Consider the following 23,148-nt stretch of genomic DNA (forward strand, 5'->3'; position numbering starts at 1 on the left):
ATGCGCATTGCGATGTTCACCGAAACTTTTTTGCCAAGTACGGACGGGATTGTCACGCGGTTGGTCGCCACTCTGGTGAGATTGCAGCAGGAAGGGCACGAAGTCCTTCTTTTTGCTCCCGACGGTGCTCCTCCCGAATATGCTGGAGCAAAAATTGTTTCGTTGCCATCCATGCGCTTTTTTCTTTATCCAGAAAAACGGTTTCCTATGCCCTCGCGCAAAGTTCGAAAACCTCTACTTGAGTTTCAACCAGATCTCGTTCATACGCTCAATCCGGCGTTCATAGGGCTCAGTGCTATTTACTATGCGTGGCGCCACAACTTGCCTCTCGTCGCTTCCTATCACACCAATGTGCCAGCGTATGCTCGGCACTATCGTCTCGATTTCCTCGAGCCAGCTTTATGGTGGTACTTTCGAACGTTGCACAACCGGGCGGTCATGAATCTCTGTACGTCTCGAGCAACGCAGGAAATTTTGGTGCAACAAGGGTTCAAAAACGTGGAGCTGTGGGAGCGCGGCGTAGATTTGGACAGGTATCGCTTCTCCCACTCAACTCCAGAAATGCGCCGCAAGCTGGCACCCACGGCAAAAGAGTCGGATAAAATTCTCCTTTATGTCGGACGATTGGCTTTTGAGAAGCACATTGAACAGTTGCGGGAATGTTTGACAGGAGACACACGGTATCATCTTGCCATCGTTGGGGATGGACCGCACCGCAAGGCGTTAGAGTCGTATTTTGCGGGTACTCGCACGAAATTTCTTGGCTACCTGCACGGGACTGATTTGGCAGAGGCGTATCGCTCGGCCGATGTTTTCGCCTTCCCGTCGACGACAGAGACGCTGGGATTGGTTCTCTTTGAGGCCATGGCGAGTGGGCTGCCCATCCTCGCGGCAGACAGCCCCCCAACAAGGGAAATTCTAGAAGGCGGAGACGCTGGTTACATTTATGACAGTACGCAACCCGGCTCGATTCTATCGACTGCGAATCGCATTTTCGAAGAGAACGATCGACTGAATCGCGTCTGCGCGCGTGCGGAGGAAATTTCGTCCACTCTTGACTGGGACCGTCCTACAGAACAACTCATCTCGCACTATGAATCTGTGCTCGGATTGCGCACGGCTCCCATGCGTTCCATGGTCAGCGGCCGCTCCCATAGTTGATGGATTCCCTTGGTTTAATGTCTTTGTCGTGGCTGTACCACATTCAGCGTCCTACTCGAGGCGATAAGTCAGAAGATGGCATGTCATCCTCACTAGCGCCACACGAGTTGCTTTGTGCAAGCCGAGTAAGAAGCGAGAGTAGCTTTATGACGTTGTGGGCTTGTGAAATCGCTCCGAAGTCGGTTCCGTGATAGAGGACAAAGCGGCTTCGAACAGCTTGGCAATCGAGAGTAACTTTCGTTCCGAATGAGCGGCACCGATGACTTGAAGCCCCACGGGTAGACCAGCGTTCCATCCACAGGGAATCGAGATGGCTGGAAGGCCTGAGAAGTTGAATGGATTGGTGTAGCGGTTCAAATGGCTTCGCACGGGGACTTCGAGAGCTCCGAGGAATGCCTTACTCTGTCCCGTATCAGTGGCCGTCATAGGCACGGTTGGCGAGACCAAGACGTCGATTTGGTCAAACAGCCTGTTCATTTCCTCACGAATCATGGCTTGTCCTCGCTGTGCCTCTAAGAGTTGCGGTGCTCGGATATCCAATGCACTTTCCAGTCTCTCGGAAACGTCACTCCCATAGAGGGCACGACTCGTCGCGAGAGTCTCTGCATGTACCGAATACGCTTCGGTTGTGATGAGAATCCGTTGCCATTCTGGAAGAACATCCATGTGCGGTACGGACACGTCGATAGGGCGCAACCACTGACTGGCGAGAACGCGGAGCGCGGCTTGAACGGTGTCGTTCACACCTTGATGGCATTTTTCAAAGAAGTGGTTCTTGGGAATTCCCACGCGAATTGGCCCTGTCAAAGGAATCGGTATATAGGGATGATCCCCTGCGCTCATCCGCAGCATCGCCGAGGTCGATGGTGCCGTCAACAAACTGAACAGCCAAGCCGCGTCGTCAACGGTTCGGGTCAGGGGCCCAACGTGATCGAGCGACGGAGCCAGTGGAAAGACGCCCGTTACATCGATGCTTCCATACGTTGGCTTAAAGCCAACCACGCCACACAAGGCGGCAGGAATACGGATCGACCCACCGGTGTCGGTTCCGAGGGCAGCTGGGGCCATACCAGTGGCCACAGCAACGGCCGATCCGCCACTTGAACCACCAGCAATTTTTCCACGACCGTATGGGTTCTTGACGGTTCCAAAGTGCGGGTTCTCACTGGTCGTTCCGAATGCATACTCATGTAGATTGGTTTTTCCGATAATCAGTGCACCAGCTTGGCGCAAGCGCAGGACAGCCGTAGCGTCTGCACGGGCTGGAGCGTGACCGTGTGCACGACCGCCGTAGCTGGTAGGGAGATTGGACGTATCGAAAAGGTCTTTTATGGCGATGGGAATTCCCGCTAAAGGTGGTAGCGTTTCGTTACGGGCACGCTGCTCGTCGATGGCCCTGGCTTCTTTTACCACATCCTCATGGACGTGAATGAAGGCGTGAAGGGAGGGATTCCCCGCGGTGATTTGCGCTAAGCATTGCGTGCACAACTCTTCCGCACTTATGTGCTGTTGCTGCAAATCGCGGGAATTTTGAGCGAGGGTTCCTGAAGCCGTCATGTTGGTCTGAGTTCCTTCCCTAACAAAATTCCACGAGCGGCCCTCTGAGGCTGGAGGTAGGCTGACGCATCTCCCAGCCGAGCAGAGGTCGCACCGGTCAGTTGACGGAAATAATGAGATATCCGGCTCGCTCGAGTTGTTGGATGAGTTGGTCCAACTTTTGTGTCTTTTCAACTTTCAGGATGACGCGACGATTGAGAGCGGATTCCTCGGCATCCAGCGCCACACAGGTGACAACGTTGATTCCGAGTCGGTGTGTTACCGTGAATAGTCGTTGTAAAGCGCCCTCTGCTTCTGCAACACCGAGCAGCAGTCGGTCGGCGTGGATGTTGGTCGCGAAAGCGATGGCCAGCGAGCGCTGAACGTCGGAACGCTTGACAATACCTAGTAAAACGTCTCCTTCGACAATCGGTACAAAGGGTTGCCGCGTAATAATCTCAATCGTTTCTTCGAAATGATTTCGGAGAGTCAAGGTAGAGACCTCGCGATTGATACAGACCTCACAGCTTTCTTTGGCAAACTCATCAAAAAGAATGCCTTCTTGATGGGCTGTTAAAAATGCGTCGAAGATGGTCCGTTTGCTGATGAGGCCGAGAAATTCATGGTTTGCCGTAGCGCAGGGAAGAGACAGGTGCTTCTCCATTTTTTTTAATACAGTTGCAATCGTCTCGTCAGGATGGATGATGTTCAAGGCATCCCGCTTGGTCAGACAGTTACGGATAAACAGAGTGCTCCCCTCCACTTCTTCAAAACTATATTCAGTTTTCAAAATTATACTACGTTCTTTCACGGGTTGCAGAGCAACGTCTATCAAAACAGCAGAAAACTCACGCCCGGGTAAGCGTGAGTTCTGCTGTGTCCGCATCTCGACGCATGGCACATCGAGACGCGGACACCAATCTCTGGGAGAGGAGAAACCGCAGTTCGTGAGGATGGGGAAACCTCGCAGAACTCTCGGTTGCCAACAACACCTCGCGCTGTTGGTACTCTCAGCATGGACAAGATTTTCTCATGATAAACCTCTCATCAGCAGGAATGTCCATTCCTGCTGCGGTTTTCTCGACTCGTCACAGTGTGTTACAGTAGGTGAAATGGAGTGTGAGGAGCCTGTCGGTGTATGCGTGTCATTGCGGGTGAATGGAAAGGCCATTCCTTGGTTGCGCCGGTCGGCAAAGCCGTAAGGCCGACGACAGACCGTGTCAAAGAGTCGATGTTTAATTTGCTCGGACCGAACGGCTGTCGAGGAGTGGTTCTCGATTTGTTTGCGGGTTCTGGAGCTTTGGGTTTGGAAGCGCTGAGTCGCGGAGCGTCTCATGCAATTTTTGTCGACAGTAGTGCGCGTAGCCTGGAAGTGGTCGCGAGAAATGTCGACCATTTGCACGCCCGTAGCCGTTGCGAACTGTGGCGGCTGGATTGGAGGCGAGCGCTGGAACGCATTGCATCGGACGGCGTGCCAATGGATATGGCGTTGGTCGATCCGCCTTATCCTGCCAATTTGTGGACGGAAGTGGTCACTGTGTTGGCGCAGAGCCCGAGCAGAGTCCGCGTGGTGGTATTGGAACATCCCCAGAGCGTACAGCTGTCCGCGCAGGTAGGCAGTCTCGCCATGGACAGACAGCGGCGGTACGGAGATATTTTCGTGTCTATCTACCGTCGTTTCGAAGATTCTGAAGAAGTTCGACAAGTTCGTGAATCGGCAGAGTGAGTGGAGGAGGGATTGTTATTCGTCGCGTTGTCTACCCCGGGAGCTTTGACCCGATAACGAATGGTCACCTGGCCATTGCACGGCGGGCGCTACCTCTCTTTGACGAATTGGTCTTTGGCGTCTTAAACAACCCTGCTAAGACACCACTGTTTAGCGTAGAGGAGCGAGTGGAACTGATGACGGCAGTCTTGCCAAAAGGGGCGGCCTGGCGAGTGCTCCCCTTCTCCGGTCTCGTCGTCGACTTTGCACAGACACAGGGGGCCGTCGCTATTGTTCGTGGCCTCAGGGACAGCGAAGACATGGACGGGGAGCGGCGGATGGCGCTCATGAATGAGCGAATGGCACCAGGAATTCCCACCATCTTTCTCGCTGCCACTCCCGAGACAGATTTTGTAGCATCGTCGCTCGTCAAGGACGTCGCCCGTCACGGAGGTCCGGTGGAGGCTTTTGTACCGGAGGTGGTGGCGCGGTCGTTACGGCAAAAACTCGGCTCTCTAAAGTGAGGTGGACACCATGACGACCATCGGCCTCGCGCTAGGCTCCGGAGGCGCCAAAGGATTTGCACATGTCGGGGTGTTGCGAGCGCTCGAAGAGCATGGAGTGCGTGTCGGTGTCATCAGCGGATCGAGCATGGGCGGCTTGGTCGCTGCCTTTTACGCGACGGGAATGCAGCCAGCTTTTATGGAACAGTTGGCCACCACATTGCGTCGCCGCCACTGGATAGATTTTACCGTTCCCAAAATGGGTATGGTGAGTGGGGACAGGGTGCGAACGATGGTCGCACTGTTGACGCGGCAGTTGGCTATTGAACAGGCCAACATCCCGCTTGCCATTGTCGCGACAGATTTGTTGAATCGACGTAAAGTCGTGTTCAAATCAGGAAGCATTGCGGATGCTGTCCGTGCGAGTGTTTCTATTCCCGGAGTGTTCGTTCCCGTAGTTCACGATGGGGGAGTGTTGGTCGACGGTGGTGTGCTCGATCGCGTTCCGGTCGAAGTCACTCGGGAACTTGGCGCCGACAAGGTCATTGCCGTGGATGTCTCAACGAACACTTTGCCGCAACCGCCAACGTCGCTCGTCGACGTGTTTTTCCAATCTCTCGACTTAATGCAAGAGCAAGTTTATGCAGGGGTCCGTCAGTCGGCCGATGTTACCATTGTGCCGGATGTTTCGGCGGTGGGTATTTCTCAATTCGGCAAAGCCAAAATCGCGATTGAGGCGGGTTATGAGGCCGCTTTGCAAAAAATCAATGATATTGATGACATGTTGCAAACGGTCAAGACTCTGAGAAATGGGTGAGTGGACTTGACACTTCAATTTTCCAAACGCGTCCTTCAAGAACAACCCCTCTTCGAACTGTCTGGCGAATTGTCCACTGCACGACTGGTTGAGGAAATTCAAGAAGTGCAATCTGTCACTGTTGCCACCGTGCACGGGGCGGTCGAATGGACTGGGAAGGTGGCTGCACTGACTGGGACGGCGCACGCGGATGCGGTCTGCACTTGCTGTCGGTGTCTCCAGTCGTTTCCACAGCGTTTGGAAGCAGCGTTCGACGAGGAGTACAGTTGGTCAAAAGATTCTCTCGACGATCCCGATGTCGTCTTTGTCCATCAAGACGTGGTGGTCATCGACAACGTGGTCGAAGAGTCGCTGTTTTTGTCCGTGCCCCCTTTCCCGGTTTGTCGCGAAGATTGCAAGGGCCTCTGCGCTGTCTGTGGTGCCAATTTAAATGACGCGGAGTGTGGATGCGATAGAACCGTGGTCGATCCGCGATTTGAAGCATTAAAAGACTTGCTTTCCAAGGCGGACTCAGAGTAATATGATGGGCGGTAGTGGTGAGGGAGGTGTTTTAAAATGGCAGTACCGCAACATAGAACGTCTAAGACGCGCAAACGTCTACGTCGTACTCATTTCAAATTAGAAGCTCCTGAAATTCAACCCTGTCCACAATGTGGGGAGTATCGATTGACTCACCATGTTTGCAAGAACTGCGGGACGTACAAAGGTCGTGCAGTGATTGCAGCGAGATAAAGTCGAAGACTTTTGGAAGACTTTTGTAGGTACGGGAGGTCGGCGCTTGCGTCGGCCTCTTTTATGTTGACCAAATTCGAATTTGAGTTCTCCATGCGTGGTGGTGAGAACGATGCCGACCGATTCGTGAAGAAATGAGACTTGCGAAAATCCGCCGAACGGGTTAGTCTTAGCACCAGGTACTAAGTGCCGTTTTCCTTCTTCTCTGCAGCATTCTCTCCCAATTTTGTGGCCATCAGTGCGGCGTGTAAACGTAACAGATGGCGCGAACAAAGGGACAGAAAGGATGGGCTTCGGACTGAACCGATTGGAAAGACAGGCTCTTTTACATCAGGCCATCGAAGAGAATCCATTTGTGACGGACGAACAGTTGGCGGCACAGTTCTCTGTCAGTGTCGCGACCATTCGCCTCGACCGACAGATGCTCGCCATTCCTGAGGCGCGGGAACGAATTCGGCGCCTGGCTGAAGGCCTACAAGACTCGGTTCGAGCTTTGGAGGCGGATGAGGTCGTCGGGACATTGTCAGAACTCTCCCTCAACCATTTTGCCGTTTCTACGTTCACAGTGGAACGCATACATGTATTTTCACGCACGGAAGTCGCTCGGGGACATTTTCTCTTTGCGCAAATCAATTCTTTGGCGACCGCCCTCATTGACGCCAAAATTGCATTGACGGCGAGAAGTGAGTTGCGTTTCTATCGCCCCGTTTTTTTGCAAGATACGGTCACCGCGAAGGTAGAGGTCATCGCCCAGCGCGGACGCGTGAGCAAGTGCAAGGCGGTGTCGTATGTACACGACAACTTAGTTCTTGGCGGATTTATATGGATGTTGGCCAATCCGTTGGCGATTACTGAACGATTCCAGAGTGCGGCATGGGTCACTCTGGACGAGGAGGACATGTTTTGACACGCCTAGCCATTGATGTGATGGGAGGAGACTATGCACCAGAAGCGCCAGTTCGTGCTACCTGCACGGCAGCACGAGAGGACGGGGCGAGCCACTTCTTGTTAATCGGAGACGAAGCAAAAATTCGGTCGATTGCGGTAGAGATGCCATCCAATGTAGAGATTGTGCCGACTATGGAACAAATCGATGGCGATGAAGAGCCGGTTCGTGCCGTGCGCAAGAAAAAGAGCGCATCGCTCGTCATGGCAGCGGCTATGGTCGCGGAAAAAAGTGCGGATGCGATGATATCCGCGGGGAATACTGGCGCAATTGTCGCCGCTGGCTTGCTCGTCATTGGTCGCATGGCTGGAATTCATCGGCCAGCATTGGCCCCAGTTATGCCTACGTTTGATGGCCGCGGTGTGCTCCTTCTCGATGCCGGAGCCATGATGGACGCTGGTGCGGATAACCTACTTCAATTTGCTCAAATGGGCAGTGCGTATTCTGAATGGGTGCTCGGACAACATCATCCGAGAATCGGGTTGCTAAATGTTGGGACGGAAGATACCAAAGGCAATGCTTTGACGAAAGCGACTTTTCCCCTGCTGAAATCCTCTAATTTAAATTTTGTCGGCAACATCGAAGCTCGCGAAGTGCTGTCAGGAATTTGCGACGTGGTCGTGTGCGACGGCTTTACGGGCAATGTGGTCTTGAAGTTGGCGGAAGGACTTGGCCTAGGCATTGCCAAAGGCTTGAAAGAGACCGTGACTCAATCTGCGAGTGCCAAGTTCGGGGCAGTCTTTTTGAAAGGTAGCATGCGTCAATTTTTCCGGCGCTTTGAGTACTCTGAGTATGGCGGGGCACCATTTTTAGGCGTCAATGGGGGGTGCTTTAAAGCGCACGGGAGCAGTAACGAGCGTGCTTGGTACGTGACTATTCAGCAGGCCAAAACGTATGTTGAACATGACTTAAACGCGCATCTTTTGCACGCTCTGTCCACTCCGTTCAACGATGACGGAGACGCTTCAACCCATTGAGGAGGATGTTTTGTGAGTACGATTCGAGCAAAGATTCTTGGCACAGGTTCGGCCCTGCCGACGAAAGTGTTGTCCAACAAAGACTTTGAGCATATGGTCGACACGACGGATGAGTGGATTGTGACACGAACAGGCATTCGCGAGCGACGCATCGCGGAACCGGAGGAAGCCACCTCCGACTATGTCGCCCGGGCGTGCGAGCGCGCATTGGAGGCGGCAGGTGTGCCAGCCTCCGAAGTCGAAATGATTCTCTGTGCTACAGTGACGCCAGACATGATGTTCCCAGCGACGGCTAATTTGGTTCAAGACGCCATTGGGGCAAAAAATGCTGCTTCGTTCGATTTGTCTGCAGCTTGTAGTGGGTTTTTGTACGGTATGTCACTTGGAGCTTCGCTCATTGAAAGCGGACGGTATCGGTATGTATTGGTAGCAGCGGGGGACTTGTTGTCTCGAATTACCGACTACGAAGATAGGTCGACCTGTGTTCTGTTTGGGGACGGAGCGGGAGCGGTACTTTTGGGACCAGCAACTCCGGGCGAGACCGCAGGGCTCTTGTCTTTTTCCCTCGGGTCAGATGGCTCAGGAGGAAAGTACCTTCAAATGCCGGGTGGGGGTTCGCGTAGACCAGCTACTCATGAGAGTGTGGATGAGCGCCTGCACTTTTTGAAAATGCAGGGTTCAGAGACGTTCAAGTTTGCAGTCAACGCCATGGTTGATTCTACTGAAAAAGTGCTTGGACAGCTGGGGATGACCAACGAAGACATTGATCTCTTGGTCCCGCATCAGGCAAACATTCGCATTATTGATGCCGCCAGCCGTCGGTTTGGACTTCGGTCCGAGCAGGTGGCGGTGACTATTCACAAATATGGGAATACATCGGCATCGTCCATTCCCATTGCTCTTGATGAGGCGGTGCGCGAGGGGCGTGCGAAAGCGGGCGATTTAGTCGTGCTAGTCGGTTTTGGCGGGGGACTTACTTGGGGTTCGGTGGCGATTCGTCTGTAAGCCAATTTGCGTCCCGCCGACACAGGGGTGGGCCACATCTTCCCGTGAAATGTGAGTGGCGTCTCACGGCCCGTCGCCAGCATCGAAACGCCGAGACAGGGGTGGGCCACATCTTCCCGTGAAATGTGGGATGCGTGATTTTGGTCCATCGGTCGCGATGTCTGGGCCACTTTTCGGAAGCAACTGGTACATCGGAGATGGGGGAAAGCTTATGACGTTAGCGTTTGTGTTTCCAGGGCAAGGGGCGCAGTCCGTGGGGATGGGTCGAGACTTGTTCGACGGATTTTCCGTCGTTCGCGAAACCTTTGCAGAAGCGGATGAGGCGTTGGGATTTGCACTGAGCAAAATATTTCTTGAGGGCGATGAAGCCGAACTGCGCTTGACGTATCACACGCAACCTGCGCTACTCACGGTAGGGATTGCTGCATGGCGGGCATTTTCCGAAACGGTTTCCTGTGCTCCCGCTTTTGTCGCCGGGCATAGCCTCGGTGAATATACAGCACTGGTGGCGAGCGGTGCATTGCCGTTCGCAGAAGCGGTACGGATTGTCTATCAGCGGGGACGGCTCATGGACGAAGCCGTGCCCGCAGGTCAAGGGACAATGGCTGCCGTATTGGGGCTCGAGGAAGACAAGCTGGCGGAGGCTTGTCGCGCCGTCAGTACGCCGGAAGATGTGGTGGAATTGGCGAACTTAAACTGTCCTTCCCAAGTTGTGATTTCCGGGACGGTCCTCGGTGTTGAGCGCGGTACAGAGGCAGCCAAAGCTGCAGGTGCTAGGCGGGTAATTCCCCTCGTGGTTAGTGGCCCGTTTCATTGTTCGCTGATGAGGCCAGCGGCTAGTCGATTGAGTGCGATTTTGCAGGAAGCTCCCTTTATGGAGGCCTCTGTCCCTGTGGTTGCGAATGTCAATGCAAAAAGCTATACAAGTCCGGCACAGGCACGGCAGGCTCTGACCGAACAGCTCTACTCTCCAGTGCGTTGGCAGGCTGACGTAGAGGCTATGCTGGCGGCGGGCGTGAATGTGTTTTTAGAGTTTGGCGTGGGTTCTGTACTGTCCGGACTGATTAAAAAAATCAATCGCAATGTGACATGCGCGTCGATTGAAGATGGGGCGAGTTTGGCTTACGCAGCAAATCTAGTGCGGGGGTAGTCGAGAATGACGTCAGAAAGTAGGGCGGATGGTATGGGGAAAGTGTCATTAGTGACCGGGTCGTCTCGTGGCATTGGACGAGCCATTGCGGTAGAACTGGCAGCGGGCGGTGGACAGGTGGTGGTTAACTATGCTGGTCGGGTTGAAGCCGCAGAGGAGACGGCAAGACTCGTCCGGGCCGCAGGCGGTGAGGCGCTGTTGGTTCAAGCCAATGTGAGGCAAGTCTCCGAAGTCGAGCGCTTAGTGCAGTGCGTGCTGGAGCGATTCGGTCGCATTGATGTACTAGTCAACAACGCTGGCGTAACAAGGGACGGTCTTCTGGTGCGGATGAAAGACAGCGACTGGGATGAGGTCTTAGAAACCAATTTGCGCGCAGCATTTTACGTGACGCGAGAGGTTGCCCGTCCCATGATGAAAGCGCGCTATGGACGAATCATCAACATTGCTTCCGTCGTGGGCGTTATTGGTAATCCAGGACAGGTGAACTATGTGGCGTCGAAAGCCGGACTGATAGGTCTGACAAAGTCGGTCGCCAAAGAGTTGGCGCCTCGCCATATCACCGTCAATGCGATTGCACCGGGCTGGATTGAAACCGACATGACTGAGGCCCTGTCGCCAGAAACACTGGCTTCGATGCGTTCGGCCATCCCCCTAGGGAGGCCGGGAAAACCGGAAGATGTGGCCGCAGCGGTCGGATTTTTGGCTTCGGAACAAGCCAATTACATCACAGGTCAGGTGCTTCATATCGACGGCGGAATGGCCATGTAGTATACTCTTTCGCGGGAGGTGATAGCATGTCTGAAGTTTTTGATCGAGTAAAGACAATCATTGTCGACCGTCTTGGTGTCGACGCGTCTAAGGTCGCACCGGAGGCAACGTTCAAAGAAGACTTGGGGGCAGACTCTCTGGATGTGGTTGAACTTATCATGGAATTAGAAGACGAGTTTGATATGGAAATCTCGGATGAGGATGCGGAGAAAATTGTTTCTGTGGGTGACGTGGTAAATTACATCTCCTCCCACCAATAGTCACGAGTTTCTGGCTCAAATCGGAGTCCCCGTGCGATTGCCGGGGCTTTCTGTCGTATCAGGGAGGTGGCAATACGTTGCGGCGAGTTGTGGTGACTGGACTGGGAGCAGTAACTCCCATAGGGAATGATGTGGAAACATTTTGGGAGAACCTATTAAGCGGAAAGTCGGGAATTGTGCCGATAGACCGATTTGACGTGTCGGATTATCCTGTGCGGATTGCCGGTCAGGTCAAAGGATATGAACCGGAAAAGTACATGGATAAGAAAGAAGTGCGGCGAATCGACCTCTATGCTCAGTATGCGGTGGGCGCCGCAATGGAAGCGCTCCTGCACTCGGGACTGAAAATCACTGAGGAGAACAGAGCTCGTGTCGGTGTCTACATTGGGTCCGGAATTGGCGGACTTCAAACGATGCTGGAAAATCATACACTGCTCATAGAACGCGGTCCGAAGCGGGTGTCCCCGTTTTTGGTTCCAATGATGATTTCGAACATGGCATCAGGCTACATCTCGATGATGACTGGGGCAATGGGACCTAATTTGGCGCCTGTGTCCGCGTGTGCGACAGGAACGCACGCCGTCGGGGATGCGTTTAAAATTATCGCTCGTGGGGACGCGGATGCCATGATTTGTGGCGGTGCAGAAGCGACCATTTGTGATTTGGCTCTTGCCGGATTCTCAAATATGAAAGCCCTGTCCACCCACAATGACCACCCGGAGAGGGCGAGTCGGCCATTCGACCGCAATCGAGACGGATTTGTCATGGGCGAAGGTGCTGGAGTGGTAGTTTTAGAATCGCTCGATGCTGCCATTGCGCGCAATGCGAGGATTTTGGCGGAAGTCGTCGGCTACGGACTGTCGGCAGATGCTTATCATCTGACAGCGCCAGAGCCCAGTGGTCGCGGAGCGTCGCTCGCTATGCAGTCGGCACTGAACGACGCTGGACTGGAACCGACGATGGTTGACTACATCAATGCTCACGGGACGTCGACGGATTTAAACGACAAACTGGAGACGCTAGCCGTTAAATCCGTGTTTGGAGAACATGCATATCGGTTTTGCCTAAGTTCCATCAAGTCTATGACGGGGCACTTGCTCGGCGCCGCTGGGGGCGTGGAAGCAGTGGCCACCGTGAAAACTTTGCTCACCGGCATGGTGCCGCCCACCATTAATTACGAAACCCCGGATGAGGAATGTGATCTCGATTATGTCCCGAACCGTGCGCGTCACCTGGATGTCAAAGTCGCCATGTCCAACTCCTTTGGATTTGGTGGACACAATGCGTCCATTCTTCTTCGCCAGTACACTCCGAACTGATTTTCACTTTATAGTATTTGCGTTGTGAACGTTTTCGGAGGGCGGCTGTGGTTCCCAACAACCATGTCATGTCCCTCACGAAATGAGTGCCTGAGGGCGGTGAGCTGATGCCCTGCCTTCGGGCGTTGGGTTGGAACATGAAGAACCAAAAATTTGTCTGGATGGTAAGGAATGATCATTTCTGTTCCGGGATTGTCGGCTGACGGAAGCTGTGACCTCGTTGGCAGACTGGTGTTCATTCCTTACCGTCTGGTCTGGAGTGCTGAAAATGCCTGAAAAAGAGACAACGGAGTCTCGTTGGGATGTAAAATTCTCCCCGCTCTTGGAACTATGCGGAGTGACTTTTCGAAATGTGGCGCTACTTCGCCAAGCGTTTACTCATGCTTCGTTTCGAAATGAGCATCGTCGACTGCATATGGGAGACAATGAAAGGCTCGAATTTTTGGGCGATGCTGTCTTAGAACTCATCGTTAGTGACTACTTGTACCAAAAGTATCCGGATTTATTAGAGGGGCAATTGACGCGAATGCGGGCGAGCATCGTCTGCGAACCGTCGTTGGTCGGATTCGCTCAACGATTAGGTTTTGAGCGTTATATTCGCCTTGGACGTGGCGAGGAACGCTCTGGGGGGCGAAATCGGCCAGCACTTCTCGCGGATGTCTTCGAGGCTTTTGTAGGGGCCATCTATTTAGATGGGGGCTATGAAGCGGCGCGAGGTTTTGTATATCGGCATGTTATCGCGCACTTAGATGGTCTCGTGGCAGGAACGGATTATAAAACTCTTCTCCAGGAATGGGTCCAGCAACACATGCACGGAGCGGTTCTGCGCTATAGCACGGTCGAAGAGCGGGGACCAGCTCATGCGCGGGAGTTCGTCGTATCGCTCTCGATTCGAGACGAGGTTATCGGCGAAGGCGTTGGCAAGTCGAAAAAAGAAGCGGAACAGAAAGCCGCGCGCATGGGGTTCGAACACTTGGTTCAAGCGACGGACGGAGGGCATTGAATTGTTCTTGAAACGTCTCGACCTAAGCGGATTCAAGTCATTCGCAGACAAGACCACGCTCGAGTTCTCACCAGGCCTCACGGCTGTTGTGGGACCGAATGGTAGCGGAAAGAGCAATGTTGCGGATGCGGTTCGTTGGGTTCTCGGTGAGCAAAGTGCGAGGTCGTTGCGTGGGGCCCGGATGGAGGATGTCATTTTTGCGGGCAGTGAGACCCGCCGAGGGGTCAACTTCTGTGAAGTCACTTTGACATTGGACAACGAAGATGCTCATTTGCCGCTAAGTTATTCGGAAGTGACAGTGACTCGCCGCCTCTATCGGTCTGGAGACAGCGAGTATTTCATCAACCGGCAACCATGCCGCTTAAAAGATGTCCATGAACTGTTTATGGACACGGGGCTAGGGCGCGAAGCTTACTCGATTATCGGGCAAGGGCGAATTGAGGAAATGCTGTCCACGCGTCCCGAGGACCGACGTGGCCCATTTGAGGATGCGGCCGGGATCGTCAAATTCAAATTTCGTCGGCGTGAGGCCGAGCGCAGACTCGAAGAGACTGCGGCGAACTTGACGCGCGTGGAAGACATCGTTGCAGAGTTGGAACGTGAGGAAGGTCCATTAGCTGTCGAAGCAGAGCGTGCCAGAGAGTATCAAGCCGCAGAACAAGCTTTGAAAGAGGTTGAATTGCAACTGTTAATGGTGGATATCGAAGCGTTGGCGCTTCGCCAAAGTCAACTCTTGGCTGAGCGGACAGAGGCGGAAGCGGCGAAAGCGACGCTTGTAGCGACACTCGAAGAGGCGGAAGAAGCGGCGCGTAAAGTGTTTGCGAGTGTCGAGGAACGGTCCGCCCGAATTGAGTCGCTGCAGTCGGTGTTGGCCGACTGGAGCGACCAGCGGCAGGTTGCCTTGCGACAGTTGGCGGTTCTCAGGGAACGCAAGGCGCATACTGTCGCTATGATGGAGGAGAGGTCTCGCCAGCATCAAGAGATACTGTCCGAAATCGCAGAGTGGACAACGAACCGGTCAGAAATCTTCGAGAGACAGGGACAACTTGAATGCGATTGGCAGCGCTATCAGAACGCTGTCCAAGAACTTTCGAAACAGGCCGAGACGACAGGTAGAGAGGCGTTGGAACAGGAATTTGCGGGTCTGAATCGTACGTTCCTCGCTTTACATCAAGAGGTTGCGGCGGCGAAAAGCGAGTGGCAAGCCGCTGAGGCGTCAATCGAAGGTAGCGTTGAGAGACGACGGTGGGTAGCGGATCAAACGGTGCATATGGAGGAGCAACTGGCTCAGGTCGTGACGAAGCTGGAGGCCGTGACGAAACGCCAAGCTGTTCTTACGGAAGAAGCGGAGCGGCTTCAGTATGTTTCTCAACAGTTGACTGAAGATTACCGATTGCAGACAGCAGAGGAGCAGGGTATTTCCGACATGTGTCGGAAGGCTGAGTCGCAGCTTTCTGCTCTGTCGTCTCGAATTGAAATTTTAAAAGACTTAGAGTCCGGCTACGATGGCTACGCGCTCGGAGTAAAGACCGTCTTGCAGGCAGTAGAGGCTGGCCGACTGCACGGGGTTCACGGCAGCGTGGCGAATTTGTTGGTCGTGCAGCCATCTTTTGAAGTGGCTATTGAGACGAGCTTGGGGGCTGCTCTCCAGAACTTGGTGGTCGGCTCGGAAGCGGATGCGCGGGCGGCGATTGCCTATCTGAAGCAGCGTCAGTCCGGTCGCGCCACCTTTATGCCCCTGGACGTCATAAAACCGCGCCGCATTTCTGCTGAAGAGGAGCGAACCGCTCGTTCTCATCCCGACTGTATCGGAATTGCCGCCGAATTGGTTGTCGTCGACCAAGCTTATGAATCGGTCCTCTGGCATTTGCTTGGTAATGTGTTGGTTGCGGACTCGCTCGTGGCTGCCAATCGAATCGCGAAAGCGGTTCGCTATCGTTTGCGGATTGTAACTCGCGAAGGTGACGTGGTGGCACCTGGGGGGGTTATGTCGGGTGGAAGTCAAGGTCGGAGAGGACCCGGTTTGCTTGGCAGGTCTCGGGAGCGCAGCGAATTGGAGGAACGACTTCTCGTGGAGCGTCGAAACTTCGAGCAAGGGAGCGCTTCTTTAAAAGAAATTCAGCGGCGTGTTGGGGAAACGCGGCGGCGTAGTCAAGAGATTGCAGACGAGCAGGCGGCGAATCGCAGCGCCAATCACCAACTGGAACTCGAACTGCGCGAACTCGAATCTCAAAAGACCAGTGTGGCTCACCGCATAGCAGATTTGCGGGCAGAGATGGAGTCCTTTCAGATGGGCAATCGAGCCGCGCATGACCGCTCCGAGATGGCGCAACAGGCCATGGTTCGCAAAGAGGCAGAGATTGTCGACGTAGAGGCGCGCCTGGCGGAGATTCGGGTTCAATTGGAGACAGCTGACGCTCGGGTTCAAGAGAGACGTGCCGAGATGGCAAACGCCCGGGTCGAGTTGGCGCGGTTAGACCAAGAGAGAGCGGCTCTCGAGCAACGGCGAGCTGAGTGTGACCTGAGAGTGAAGCGCCTCGAAGACCGTCTCGCAGAACTCGGCAGAGAGGCCGAACGTCTTGAGTTGACCGCGGCAGACCTTGAGTCCGAAGAAGCTTCCCAGGCAGAACGGCTCTCGCGGATCGAGGGAGAGACGGCTGGTCTCGATGAAGCCATTCAGGCGGTTCGGATGCAGAGACAAGAAGCAGATGTCGATTACAAGCGGGCGGAAGAACGGGTTTCGCGACTTCGTCTCGATGTAGGCATGGTCGATGATCGGCTGCATCGCGCAGCGGTGGTCGCGGAGCGCGGAGATGGAGAACTGCGGCATGCTCTGGAGAGGCTTGGGGAGCAGTACAGTATGACTTACGAGTGGGCTAAGGAACGTGTCGCTGTGGACACTGACGTCAGTTCAGCTCGTCAACGTGCTCGCGAGTGGAGGAGTAAGCTTCAAAGCATGGGAGATGTGCGGCTGGCGGCCCTTGATGAATGGACACGTTTGACGGAACGCTTGACCTTTTTACACGCACAGAGAGACGATATTCAAGAGGCGCAGGCCGAGTTGCAGGGAGTGTTGAATGATTTAGATAGCGAAATGTCTGCACGTTTCCAAGAAGCCTTTGAGCGCATACGCATTGAGTTTCAAATTGCGTTTCGTCAACTGTTTCAAGGCGGTCGTGCCGATTTGTCGCTGACGAATCCAGAGGACATTCTCTCAACTGGCATCGAAGTTCATGCTGAGCCTCCCGGAAAAAAGCTTCAGAGTCTCAACCTTCTCTCGGGTGGCGAGCGCGCCTTGACTGCGATGGCCTTGTTGTTCGCTATTCTGCGTGTGCGCCCCGTGCCCTTTTGTGTGTTGGACGAAGTAGAGGCGGCGTTGGACGAGGCGAACGTAGGGAGATTTGCTTTGCAGTTGCAATTGTTTGCGGCAAGTACCCAGTTTATTGTCATTACGCATCGGCGAGGAACGATGGAGGCGGCGGATGTGCTGTACGGGGTGACCATGCAGCAGTCGGGCATTTCTTCGCTCGTCAGCGTACGCCTCACGGATGACAGGAATATGGAGTTGGCGTGAGGCGATACTGGCCAAGACTTTGTTGACGCTCTTTAGCGCGTTCCTTTCGATGAGGGACACGACAGCGTTGGCGAGTCGAAGTCACCTGAACTGCGGATGAGTGGAGGGGTACGTGTGGGGTTATTCGACCGGTTTAAACGCGGGTTGCAAAAGAGCCGCGGAGCTATTTTTGGGCGTTTGGAGCGCTGGTTTTCTTCAGGGAAGTTGGACGACACCGTCTACGACGAGATGGAAGAAGCTTTTCTCAGCGCGGATATGGGTTTTGAGACGAGTGTTCAGTTGGTGGATCGCGTTCGTAAATTGGCGCGCGAGCAGAAGTTGACAGACCCCGCTGGCCTGCCGGATTTGATGATTCGTGCCATGGTCGAGCAGATGAGTTCCCTCAAAACAGAGATGAATGTCGCAGAGACGGGGCCGACACTCGTGCTTGTCGTTGGCGTCAACGGCGCGGGTAAGACGACCACGATTGGAAAACTCGCACATGCCCTCCAGAATGATGGGAAAAGTGTACTGATGGCAGCTGGCGATACGTTTCGAGCTGCAGCGAGCGAACAATTGGTGGAATGGGGGAAGCGCGTAGGCTGTGATGTGGTTCGACATATGCCCGGTGCAGACCCTGCGGCAGTGGTGTACGATGCGATTGCTGCCGCGAAATCGCGCAAAGTCGATGTCATTCTCTGCGATACAGCAGGGCGTCTACAAAACAAAGAGCATCTGATGGCGGAGTTGGCGAAAATTTATAAAGTTGCAGCCCGCGAATTGCCGGGTGCGCCTCATGAGGTTCTGCTTGTGCTCGATGGGACTACCGGGCAAAATGCATTGAGTCAAGCCAAAGTGTTTGGGGAGGTTGTGCACGTCACGGGGATTGTCCTGACAAAGCTGGATGGTACTGCGAAGGGTGGGGTCGTATTGTCGATTCAGCGAGAGCTATCGCTTCCAGTAAAATGGATTGGGCTTGGGGAAGCGGTCGACGATTTGGAGCCATTTAATGCGGAAGCGTTTGCCACTAGTATTTGCAAAAATTAGTCCGCCGTGACATCCCTCATCCTCGGTAATGGCACTAGAAGCTCCGTTTGATGTTGTTTTCGTCGGGTACTGTGTCAAGGAGAGGAGCTTGACAAGGGTGGAGAGTCCGAATATCATAGAGAAGGTTTCACGGCTGACTAGGCTGTATGATTTTTACGCTGCTCTGTTGACGCCGAGGCAACGCCAGATGTTTGAATTGCACTATTTCGAGGATTGGTCTTACGCCGAAATTGGCGAGCATTTGACCATCTCGCGTCAAGCCGTTTACGACCAATTGGCGCGGGTTGCGGATCAGTTGGAACACTACGAGGAGCTTCTCGGACTGGTTTTTGCAGATGCGTTACAGCGAGATCGGACGAAGAATTTGGTGGCAACTTGGGCGGAAGTGAAGGGTGCTGTCAGTCCACTGCTGCAAGAACGCATGGAAGCGAGTATTCGTGAAATTCAGCATCTGCTAGACGCCGGAGAGAGGGGTGACAGCCGTGTTTGAGTCCCTATCGAACAGTCTGCAGAAGGCGCTTGGAAAACTTCGTGCCAAAGGCAAGTTGACGGAAGAAGACGTTTCGATGGCTATGCGCGAAGTTCGCCTAGCCCTCTTGGCAGCGGATGTCAACGTCAAGGTCATTCGCGACTTCATCCAACGCGTTCAGGAACGTGCGGTTGGGGAAGAAGTCAAGTCCAGCCTGACCCCCGGCCAGCAAGTGGTCAAAATTGTAAACGACGAATTGACCCAGTTAATGGGTGGCGAATCTTCGAAAATCAAAATGGCGGCGAAGCCTCCGACCGTCATCATGCTGGTGGGGTTGCAGGGGGCTGGCAAGACTACGGCTATTGCCAAGTTGGCACTGAGCTTCCGGCAGCATGAGCACCGACCTTTGTTGGTGGCGGCAGACGTCTATCGACCGGCCGCGATTCAGCAACTGCAAATCTTGGGAAGTCAGACGGACGTGCCGGTGTTTGAACTGGGTGTTCAAGAGCGTCCGGTAGACATTGCTCGCAGAGGACTTGAAGAGGCTCGGGCGCAAGGCGCTGATATCGTCCTTATTGACACTGCGGGACGGCTTCACGTCGACGAAGATCTCATGACCGAGTTGGAAAGCATGAAAGCCGCAGTGAATCCCGATGAAGTGTTGCTCGTGGTCGATGCGATGACGGGCCAAGATGCCGTGCATGTGGCTGAGACGTTTCATGCGCGTCTGAACATCACGGGCGTCATTTTGACGAAGATGGATGGAGACTCCCGAGGTGGTGCGGCACTCACCGTTCGCGCAGTCACGGGTTGCCCAGTCAAGTACGTGGGCATGGGAGAGAAGCTAGAGCCGCTTCAGCCGTTCTACCCAGACAGATTGGCTTCGCGTATTCTTGGCATGGGGGACGTACTGAGTCTCATTGAGCGGGCAGAACAGACCGTGGATATGGAAAAGGCGAAAGAGATGGAGCAGAAGATGCGGTCTGCATCCTTCACTCTCGATGATTTCCGGGACATGTTTCAACAAGTGCGCAACCTCGGTCCGTTAGACCAAGTGCTAAAGATGATTCCAGGTATGAACAAAATGAAAGGCATTGACAAGGTCGACCTCGGGGACCGTCGCTTCGTTCGGATGGACGCTATCATCACCTCCATGACGAAAGAAGAGCGGGCTCATCCAGATGTCATGAACGCGAGTCGGCGCCGCCGCGTCGCCATCGGGAGCGGTACTTCGGTGCGCGAGGTTAATCAGGTGCTCAATCAATTTGAGCAGACGCGGCAAATGATGAAAAAGTTTTCTGGCTTTGGAAAGAAGATGGGGAAGCGCTCGGCGCTCGGTGCGTTGAAAGGCATGGGTGGTGCAGGCTTTCCTGGGCCTATGCCGGATGCTTCGATGCTCAGTTCGCTGCCGACCGAGTCGCCTGGGTCACAGGCTCCGAAAAGAACCCACAAAAAACGCAAAAAGTAGATTTGGAGGATGGAGACATGTCAGTAAAGATTCGTTTGAAGAGAATGGGTGCCAAAAAAGCTCCTTTTTATCGCTTGGTTGTCGCAGAATCGAGATTTCCTCGCGATGGGCGCTTTATTGAGGAGATAGGTACCTACAATCCTCTGAAAGACCCGGCGCAGTTCACCATTGATGAAGCGCGTGCGTTGCATTGGCTCTCTACAGGGGCACAGCCGTCTGACACCGTGCGTCACTTGTTTCATCAAGCAGGCATCATGAAAAAGCATCACGAGGCACGTCAAAGTAAATAACCGGGAAGAGGTCGGCCTGTTTGGCCGGTCTCTTTTGGATGTTGGCGAAAACTGCAGAGTCGTGGATGGGGTGTGCTGAGTGTGCAATCGCTGATTGAATTCTTGGTCAAATCCATTGTGGATCATCCGGAGGACGTGCGGGTGACATCGCGGCTGGAGGGGCAGACTTCCATTTACACTGTGCACGTACACGCGGATGACGTGGGGAAAGTCATCGGACGCCAAGGACGGATTGCTAAGTCTTTACGAAGCATTGTGTTAGCAGCTGCTCATCGAAAACAAGAACGAGTGTCCCTGGAAATTGAAGCCTGACCGATGATGGAAAGATGATACGATGGCCATGGAGGTTAGATAATAATGGAAATTCGTCAACCGGTAGCGGTGAAATTTATTTTGACGGAGACCGCAAAACAGGAGATTATTGCCGAACAACGGAGACAAATTGAGCAATTGTCGAATGAGCTCGACCAAATCGAGGAGCAAGGAAAAGCAGCCATTGAGCAAGCGATGTCTCAAGGTGGAGAAGTTGCCAAGCAAGTTCGGGAGCAAGTCGAAGTCGAAAAGAACAATCGCCTTAACCAGCGTGAGCAGTTGATTCAATCCATTCAGCAAATTCAACAGTTGGAATTAGGTACTGAGATTCAGAATATGAACGTGGAAACGGTCATTGATGTTCGAGTGGGAGACGACTGGACCAAAGTGCTTGCTGGTTCGGAGATTGTCATTAAGGATGGCGTTGTCATCGATATTCGGCGAGCTGGTCAGTCTTTTCAGGAATAAGAACCGCCGCAGATGTGAAGATGCGGTTCAGTGCTGTTGTGCTGAGCCGCTTTTTGCTGTCGCGAGAGCACGGACCTGAATGTTCGTGCACAACAAGAGACTGGGGGGCGAAAATGTGAATCAAGTGGACAGTGGACCATACTACGCTGTTGGAACTATTGTGGGTCCGCACGCTCTGCTGGGAGAAGTGAAAGTATTCCCGCGGACAGATTTTCCGGATCGGCGGTTTTCTAAGAATTCCAAACTATGGTTGCGTCGTCCGGGTGAAAAACCCATGCGAGAAATTGTCGTCGAAGGTTCGCGTAAGCACTCCAAGTACCTCGTTGTGCGCTTTCGAGGAATCGACACGGTTGACGAAGCACAGGTGTGGAAAGGGATGGAATTGTGTGTTCACGAACGGGATCTATATCCGCTCCCCGAGGGCCACTTCTACATTCATCAACTACTGCACTTGACGGTCAAGACGGAGGATGGACAACTCGTAGGGGAGATTGTGGACGTCTTGCAGCCGGGCGCCAATGATGTGTACGTTGTACGTGGTCCTCTACAGTCGAAAGACGTGCTACTACCAGCCATCCCGTCTTGTGTGCTCGATGTCAATATAGAGTCGCGTGAGATGACTGTTCACCTTCTACCAGGCCTTCTCGATGAGGAGGATGCTCCGTGAACATTGTCATTCTGACGCTGTTCCCGGAGATGTTCGATGGTGTGCTGCACTCGAGTATTCTGCGGCGAGCGCAGGCGGCAGGCGAATTGCATGTAGAACTGGTTAATTTTCGTGACTATGCAGAGGACAAGCACAGAACGGTGGATGATTACCCGTTTGGCGGAGATGCTGGTATGTTGCTCAAACCGCACCCGCTCTTTCGTGCTGTCGAGTCTCTGCAGAACCGAACTCCTGAGTTAGAAACGGCGCGAATTGTCCTTCTCTCACCGCAAGGGCGAGTCTTTAACCAGTCGGTTGCGGCAGAGTATGCATTGGAGGACAACTTGATTCTCATTTGTGGGCACTATGAAGGGGTGGACGATCGCGTTCGTGCACACCTTGCCACAGAAGAACTGTCTTTGGGAGACTTTGTGTTGACGGGTGGCGAGATTGCTGCGATGGCAGTGATGGATGCTGTCGCCAGATTGCGTCCAGGCGTTCTTGGCAATGCACAATCCTTAGTGGCGGAATCTCATCAGACTGGACTGCTGGAGTATCCGCAGTTCACTCGTCCGGCGATGTATCGCGGCTTTGCTGTCCCAGACACTTTGATGAGTGGTAATCATGCCAAGGTTGAGGAGTGGCGGCATCGGCACGCTCTCTACCGAACGTGGTCCAAACGCCCAGAATTATTGCGGCAACGCGAGTTGTCCGATGTGGAGAGAGAATGGATACGTCTCTTTGAAGCGGGGGATTTTCAAGGTGCGGGCATTGAAGTGCGATGACGCAGGCTGTTGAAATCAAAACTATTTCAAGGGAAATGAAATAAAAAATCACGTTTCGACAAAAAAAGACTTGCAAAAGGAGCGAGGGCGAGGTAAGATAGTCGCTGTCGCTTCACCACGGAGCGGGGCGAAAGAGCCCTGAGGCGAGGGGAAAGAGACGAGCGTCCCTTGAAAACTAAACACGCACACCATCCGAAAGAACGAAGAAGACAAGACCAGTCGAAAGAC

The 23,148-nt window shown here is 53.7% G+C and carries 25 protein-coding genes; 23 read left to right on the forward strand and 2 right to left on the reverse strand.

The features are described from left to right. Positions 1–1,161, forward strand: a complete 1,161-nt coding sequence (locus M4I36_RS09655; protein ID WP_258111505.1) for a glycosyltransferase family 4 protein — start codon at positions 1–3, stop codon at positions 1,159–1,161. A 144-nt stretch (positions 1,162–1,305) separates the two neighbouring features. Here M4I36_RS09655 and M4I36_RS09660 read toward each other — a convergent pair whose 3' ends face one another. Together M4I36_RS09660 and M4I36_RS09665 are read right to left on the reverse strand one after the other, a co-directional pair. Next, positions 1,306–2,718 carry an amidase gene (locus M4I36_RS09660; protein WP_258111506.1) on the reverse strand — a complete coding sequence of 471 codons (1,413 nt, stop codon included), beginning with the start codon at positions 2,716–2,718 and terminating at the stop codon, positions 1,306–1,308. 97 nt (positions 2,719–2,815) lie between these two features. Next, positions 2,816–3,487 carry a CBS domain-containing protein gene (locus M4I36_RS09665; RefSeq protein ID WP_258111507.1) on the reverse strand — a complete coding sequence of 224 codons (672 nt, stop codon included), beginning with the start codon at positions 3,485–3,487 and terminating at the stop codon, positions 2,816–2,818. 348 nt (positions 3,488–3,835) lie between these two features. Here M4I36_RS09665 and rsmD point away from each other — a divergent pair, with 348 nt between their 5' ends. The 22 genes from rsmD to trmD all read left to right on the forward strand — a co-directional run bounded on the left by rsmD (position 3,836) and on the right by trmD (position 22,920). Next, positions 3,836–4,423 carry a 16S rRNA (guanine(966)-N(2))-methyltransferase RsmD gene (gene rsmD / locus M4I36_RS09670; protein ID WP_258111508.1) on the forward strand — a complete coding sequence of 196 codons (588 nt, stop codon included), beginning with the start codon at positions 3,836–3,838 and terminating at the stop codon, positions 4,421–4,423. Continuing rightward, positions 4,420–4,926: a pantetheine-phosphate adenylyltransferase gene (gene coaD, locus M4I36_RS09675; RefSeq protein WP_258111509.1), complete on the forward strand. Its 507-nt coding sequence runs from the start codon at positions 4,420–4,422 to the stop codon at positions 4,924–4,926. Before rsmD ends, coaD begins: the two co-directional genes overlap by 4 nt. 10 nt (positions 4,927–4,936) lie before the next feature. Then, on the forward strand, positions 4,937–5,722 hold the full coding sequence (locus tag M4I36_RS09680) for a patatin-like phospholipase family protein (protein ID WP_258111510.1): 786 nt from the start codon (positions 4,937–4,939) through the stop codon (positions 5,720–5,722). Positions 5,723–5,728: 6 nt separating this feature from the next. Then, entirely contained in the window at positions 5,729–6,241 is a 513-nt protein-coding gene (locus tag M4I36_RS09685) for a YceD family protein (protein WP_258111511.1), read from the forward strand. Positions 6,242–6,277: 36 nt separating this feature from the next. Then, positions 6,278–6,454 carry a 50S ribosomal protein L32 gene (gene rpmF / locus M4I36_RS09690; RefSeq protein ID WP_258111512.1) on the forward strand — a complete coding sequence of 59 codons (177 nt, stop codon included), beginning with the start codon at positions 6,278–6,280 and terminating at the stop codon, positions 6,452–6,454. Between the two features lie 286 nt (positions 6,455–6,740). Next, positions 6,741–7,361, forward strand: coding sequence for a transcription factor FapR (gene fapR / locus M4I36_RS09695; protein WP_258111513.1), 621 nt, complete (start codon positions 6,741–6,743; stop codon positions 7,359–7,361). Beyond that, on the forward strand, positions 7,358–8,377 hold the full coding sequence (gene plsX, locus M4I36_RS09700; protein WP_258111514.1) for a phosphate acyltransferase PlsX: 1,020 nt from the start codon (positions 7,358–7,360) through the stop codon (positions 8,375–8,377). Before fapR ends, plsX begins: the two co-directional genes overlap by 4 nt. Positions 8,378–8,389: 12 nt before the next feature. Continuing rightward, positions 8,390–9,382 carry a beta-ketoacyl-ACP synthase III gene (locus M4I36_RS09705; protein WP_308661176.1) on the forward strand — a complete coding sequence of 331 codons (993 nt, stop codon included), beginning with the start codon at positions 8,390–8,392 and terminating at the stop codon, positions 9,380–9,382. Positions 9,383–9,593: 211 nt separating this feature from the next. Continuing rightward, a complete protein-coding gene (fabD, locus tag M4I36_RS09710; protein ID WP_258111515.1) occupies positions 9,594–10,532 on the forward strand; it encodes an ACP S-malonyltransferase in 939 nt (312 codons plus the stop codon). Positions 10,533–10,538: 6 nt separating this feature from the next. Continuing rightward, positions 10,539–11,300 (forward strand): 3-oxoacyl-[acyl-carrier-protein] reductase, encoded by a 762-nt coding sequence (gene fabG, locus M4I36_RS09715; RefSeq protein ID WP_374985916.1) that lies wholly within the window; start codon positions 10,539–10,541, stop codon positions 11,298–11,300. Positions 11,301–11,326: 26 nt separating this feature from the next. Continuing rightward, on the forward strand, positions 11,327–11,560 hold the full coding sequence (gene acpP, locus M4I36_RS09720; RefSeq protein WP_258111516.1) for an acyl carrier protein: 234 nt from the start codon (positions 11,327–11,329) through the stop codon (positions 11,558–11,560). A gap of 77 nt (positions 11,561–11,637) precedes the next feature. Continuing rightward, the gene (gene fabF, locus M4I36_RS09725; RefSeq protein ID WP_258111517.1) at positions 11,638–12,879 is read left to right on the forward strand and encodes a beta-ketoacyl-ACP synthase II; all 1,242 of its coding nucleotides are present in this window, start codon (positions 11,638–11,640) and stop codon (positions 12,877–12,879) included. Positions 12,880–13,147: 268 nt separating this feature from the next. Then, positions 13,148–13,882 carry a ribonuclease III gene (gene rnc, locus M4I36_RS09730; protein WP_258111518.1) on the forward strand — a complete coding sequence of 245 codons (735 nt, stop codon included), beginning with the start codon at positions 13,148–13,150 and terminating at the stop codon, positions 13,880–13,882. Between the two features lies 1 nt (position 13,883). Continuing rightward, positions 13,884–17,456 (forward strand): chromosome segregation protein SMC, encoded by a 3,573-nt coding sequence (gene smc / locus M4I36_RS09735; protein WP_258111519.1) that lies wholly within the window; start codon positions 13,884–13,886, stop codon positions 17,454–17,456. Positions 17,457–17,570: 114 nt separating this feature from the next. Further along, on the forward strand, positions 17,571–18,482 hold the full coding sequence (gene ftsY / locus M4I36_RS09740) for a signal recognition particle-docking protein FtsY (RefSeq protein ID WP_258111520.1): 912 nt from the start codon (positions 17,571–17,573) through the stop codon (positions 18,480–18,482). A gap of 97 nt (positions 18,483–18,579) precedes the next feature. Next, complete coding sequence (gene ylxM / locus M4I36_RS09745) at positions 18,580–18,972, forward strand: YlxM family DNA-binding protein (RefSeq protein ID WP_258111521.1); 393 nt, start codon at positions 18,580–18,582, stop codon at positions 18,970–18,972. Further along, the gene (gene ffh / locus M4I36_RS09750) at positions 18,965–20,419 is read left to right on the forward strand and encodes a signal recognition particle protein (RefSeq protein ID WP_258111522.1); all 1,455 of its coding nucleotides are present in this window, start codon (positions 18,965–18,967) and stop codon (positions 20,417–20,419) included. Before ylxM ends, ffh begins: the two co-directional genes overlap by 8 nt. Positions 20,420–20,436: 17 nt before the next feature. After that, on the forward strand, positions 20,437–20,709 hold the full coding sequence (rpsP, locus tag M4I36_RS09755) for a 30S ribosomal protein S16 (protein WP_258111523.1): 273 nt from the start codon (positions 20,437–20,439) through the stop codon (positions 20,707–20,709). 81 nt (positions 20,710–20,790) lie between these two features. Then, a complete protein-coding gene (locus M4I36_RS09760) occupies positions 20,791–21,021 on the forward strand; it encodes a KH domain-containing protein (protein WP_258111524.1) in 231 nt (76 codons plus the stop codon). Between the two features lie 45 nt (positions 21,022–21,066). Beyond that, complete coding sequence (locus M4I36_RS09765) at positions 21,067–21,489, forward strand: YlqD family protein (RefSeq protein ID WP_258111525.1); 423 nt, start codon at positions 21,067–21,069, stop codon at positions 21,487–21,489. A 115-nt stretch (positions 21,490–21,604) separates the two neighbouring features. Then, positions 21,605–22,156, forward strand: coding sequence for a ribosome maturation factor RimM (rimM, locus tag M4I36_RS09770; RefSeq protein WP_258111526.1), 552 nt, complete (start codon positions 21,605–21,607; stop codon positions 22,154–22,156). Then, entirely contained in the window at positions 22,153–22,920 is a 768-nt protein-coding gene (gene trmD, locus M4I36_RS09775) for a tRNA (guanosine(37)-N1)-methyltransferase TrmD (RefSeq protein WP_258111527.1), read from the forward strand. Before rimM ends, trmD begins: the two co-directional genes overlap by 4 nt. Positions 22,921–23,148: the final 228 nt, after the last annotated feature.

Origin of the sequence: Alicyclobacillus sp. SP_1 (assembly GCF_024706985.1) — a bacterium.
In the GTDB taxonomy this organism is placed as follows: domain Bacteria; phylum Bacillota; class Bacilli; order Alicyclobacillales; family Alicyclobacillaceae; genus Alicyclobacillus_I.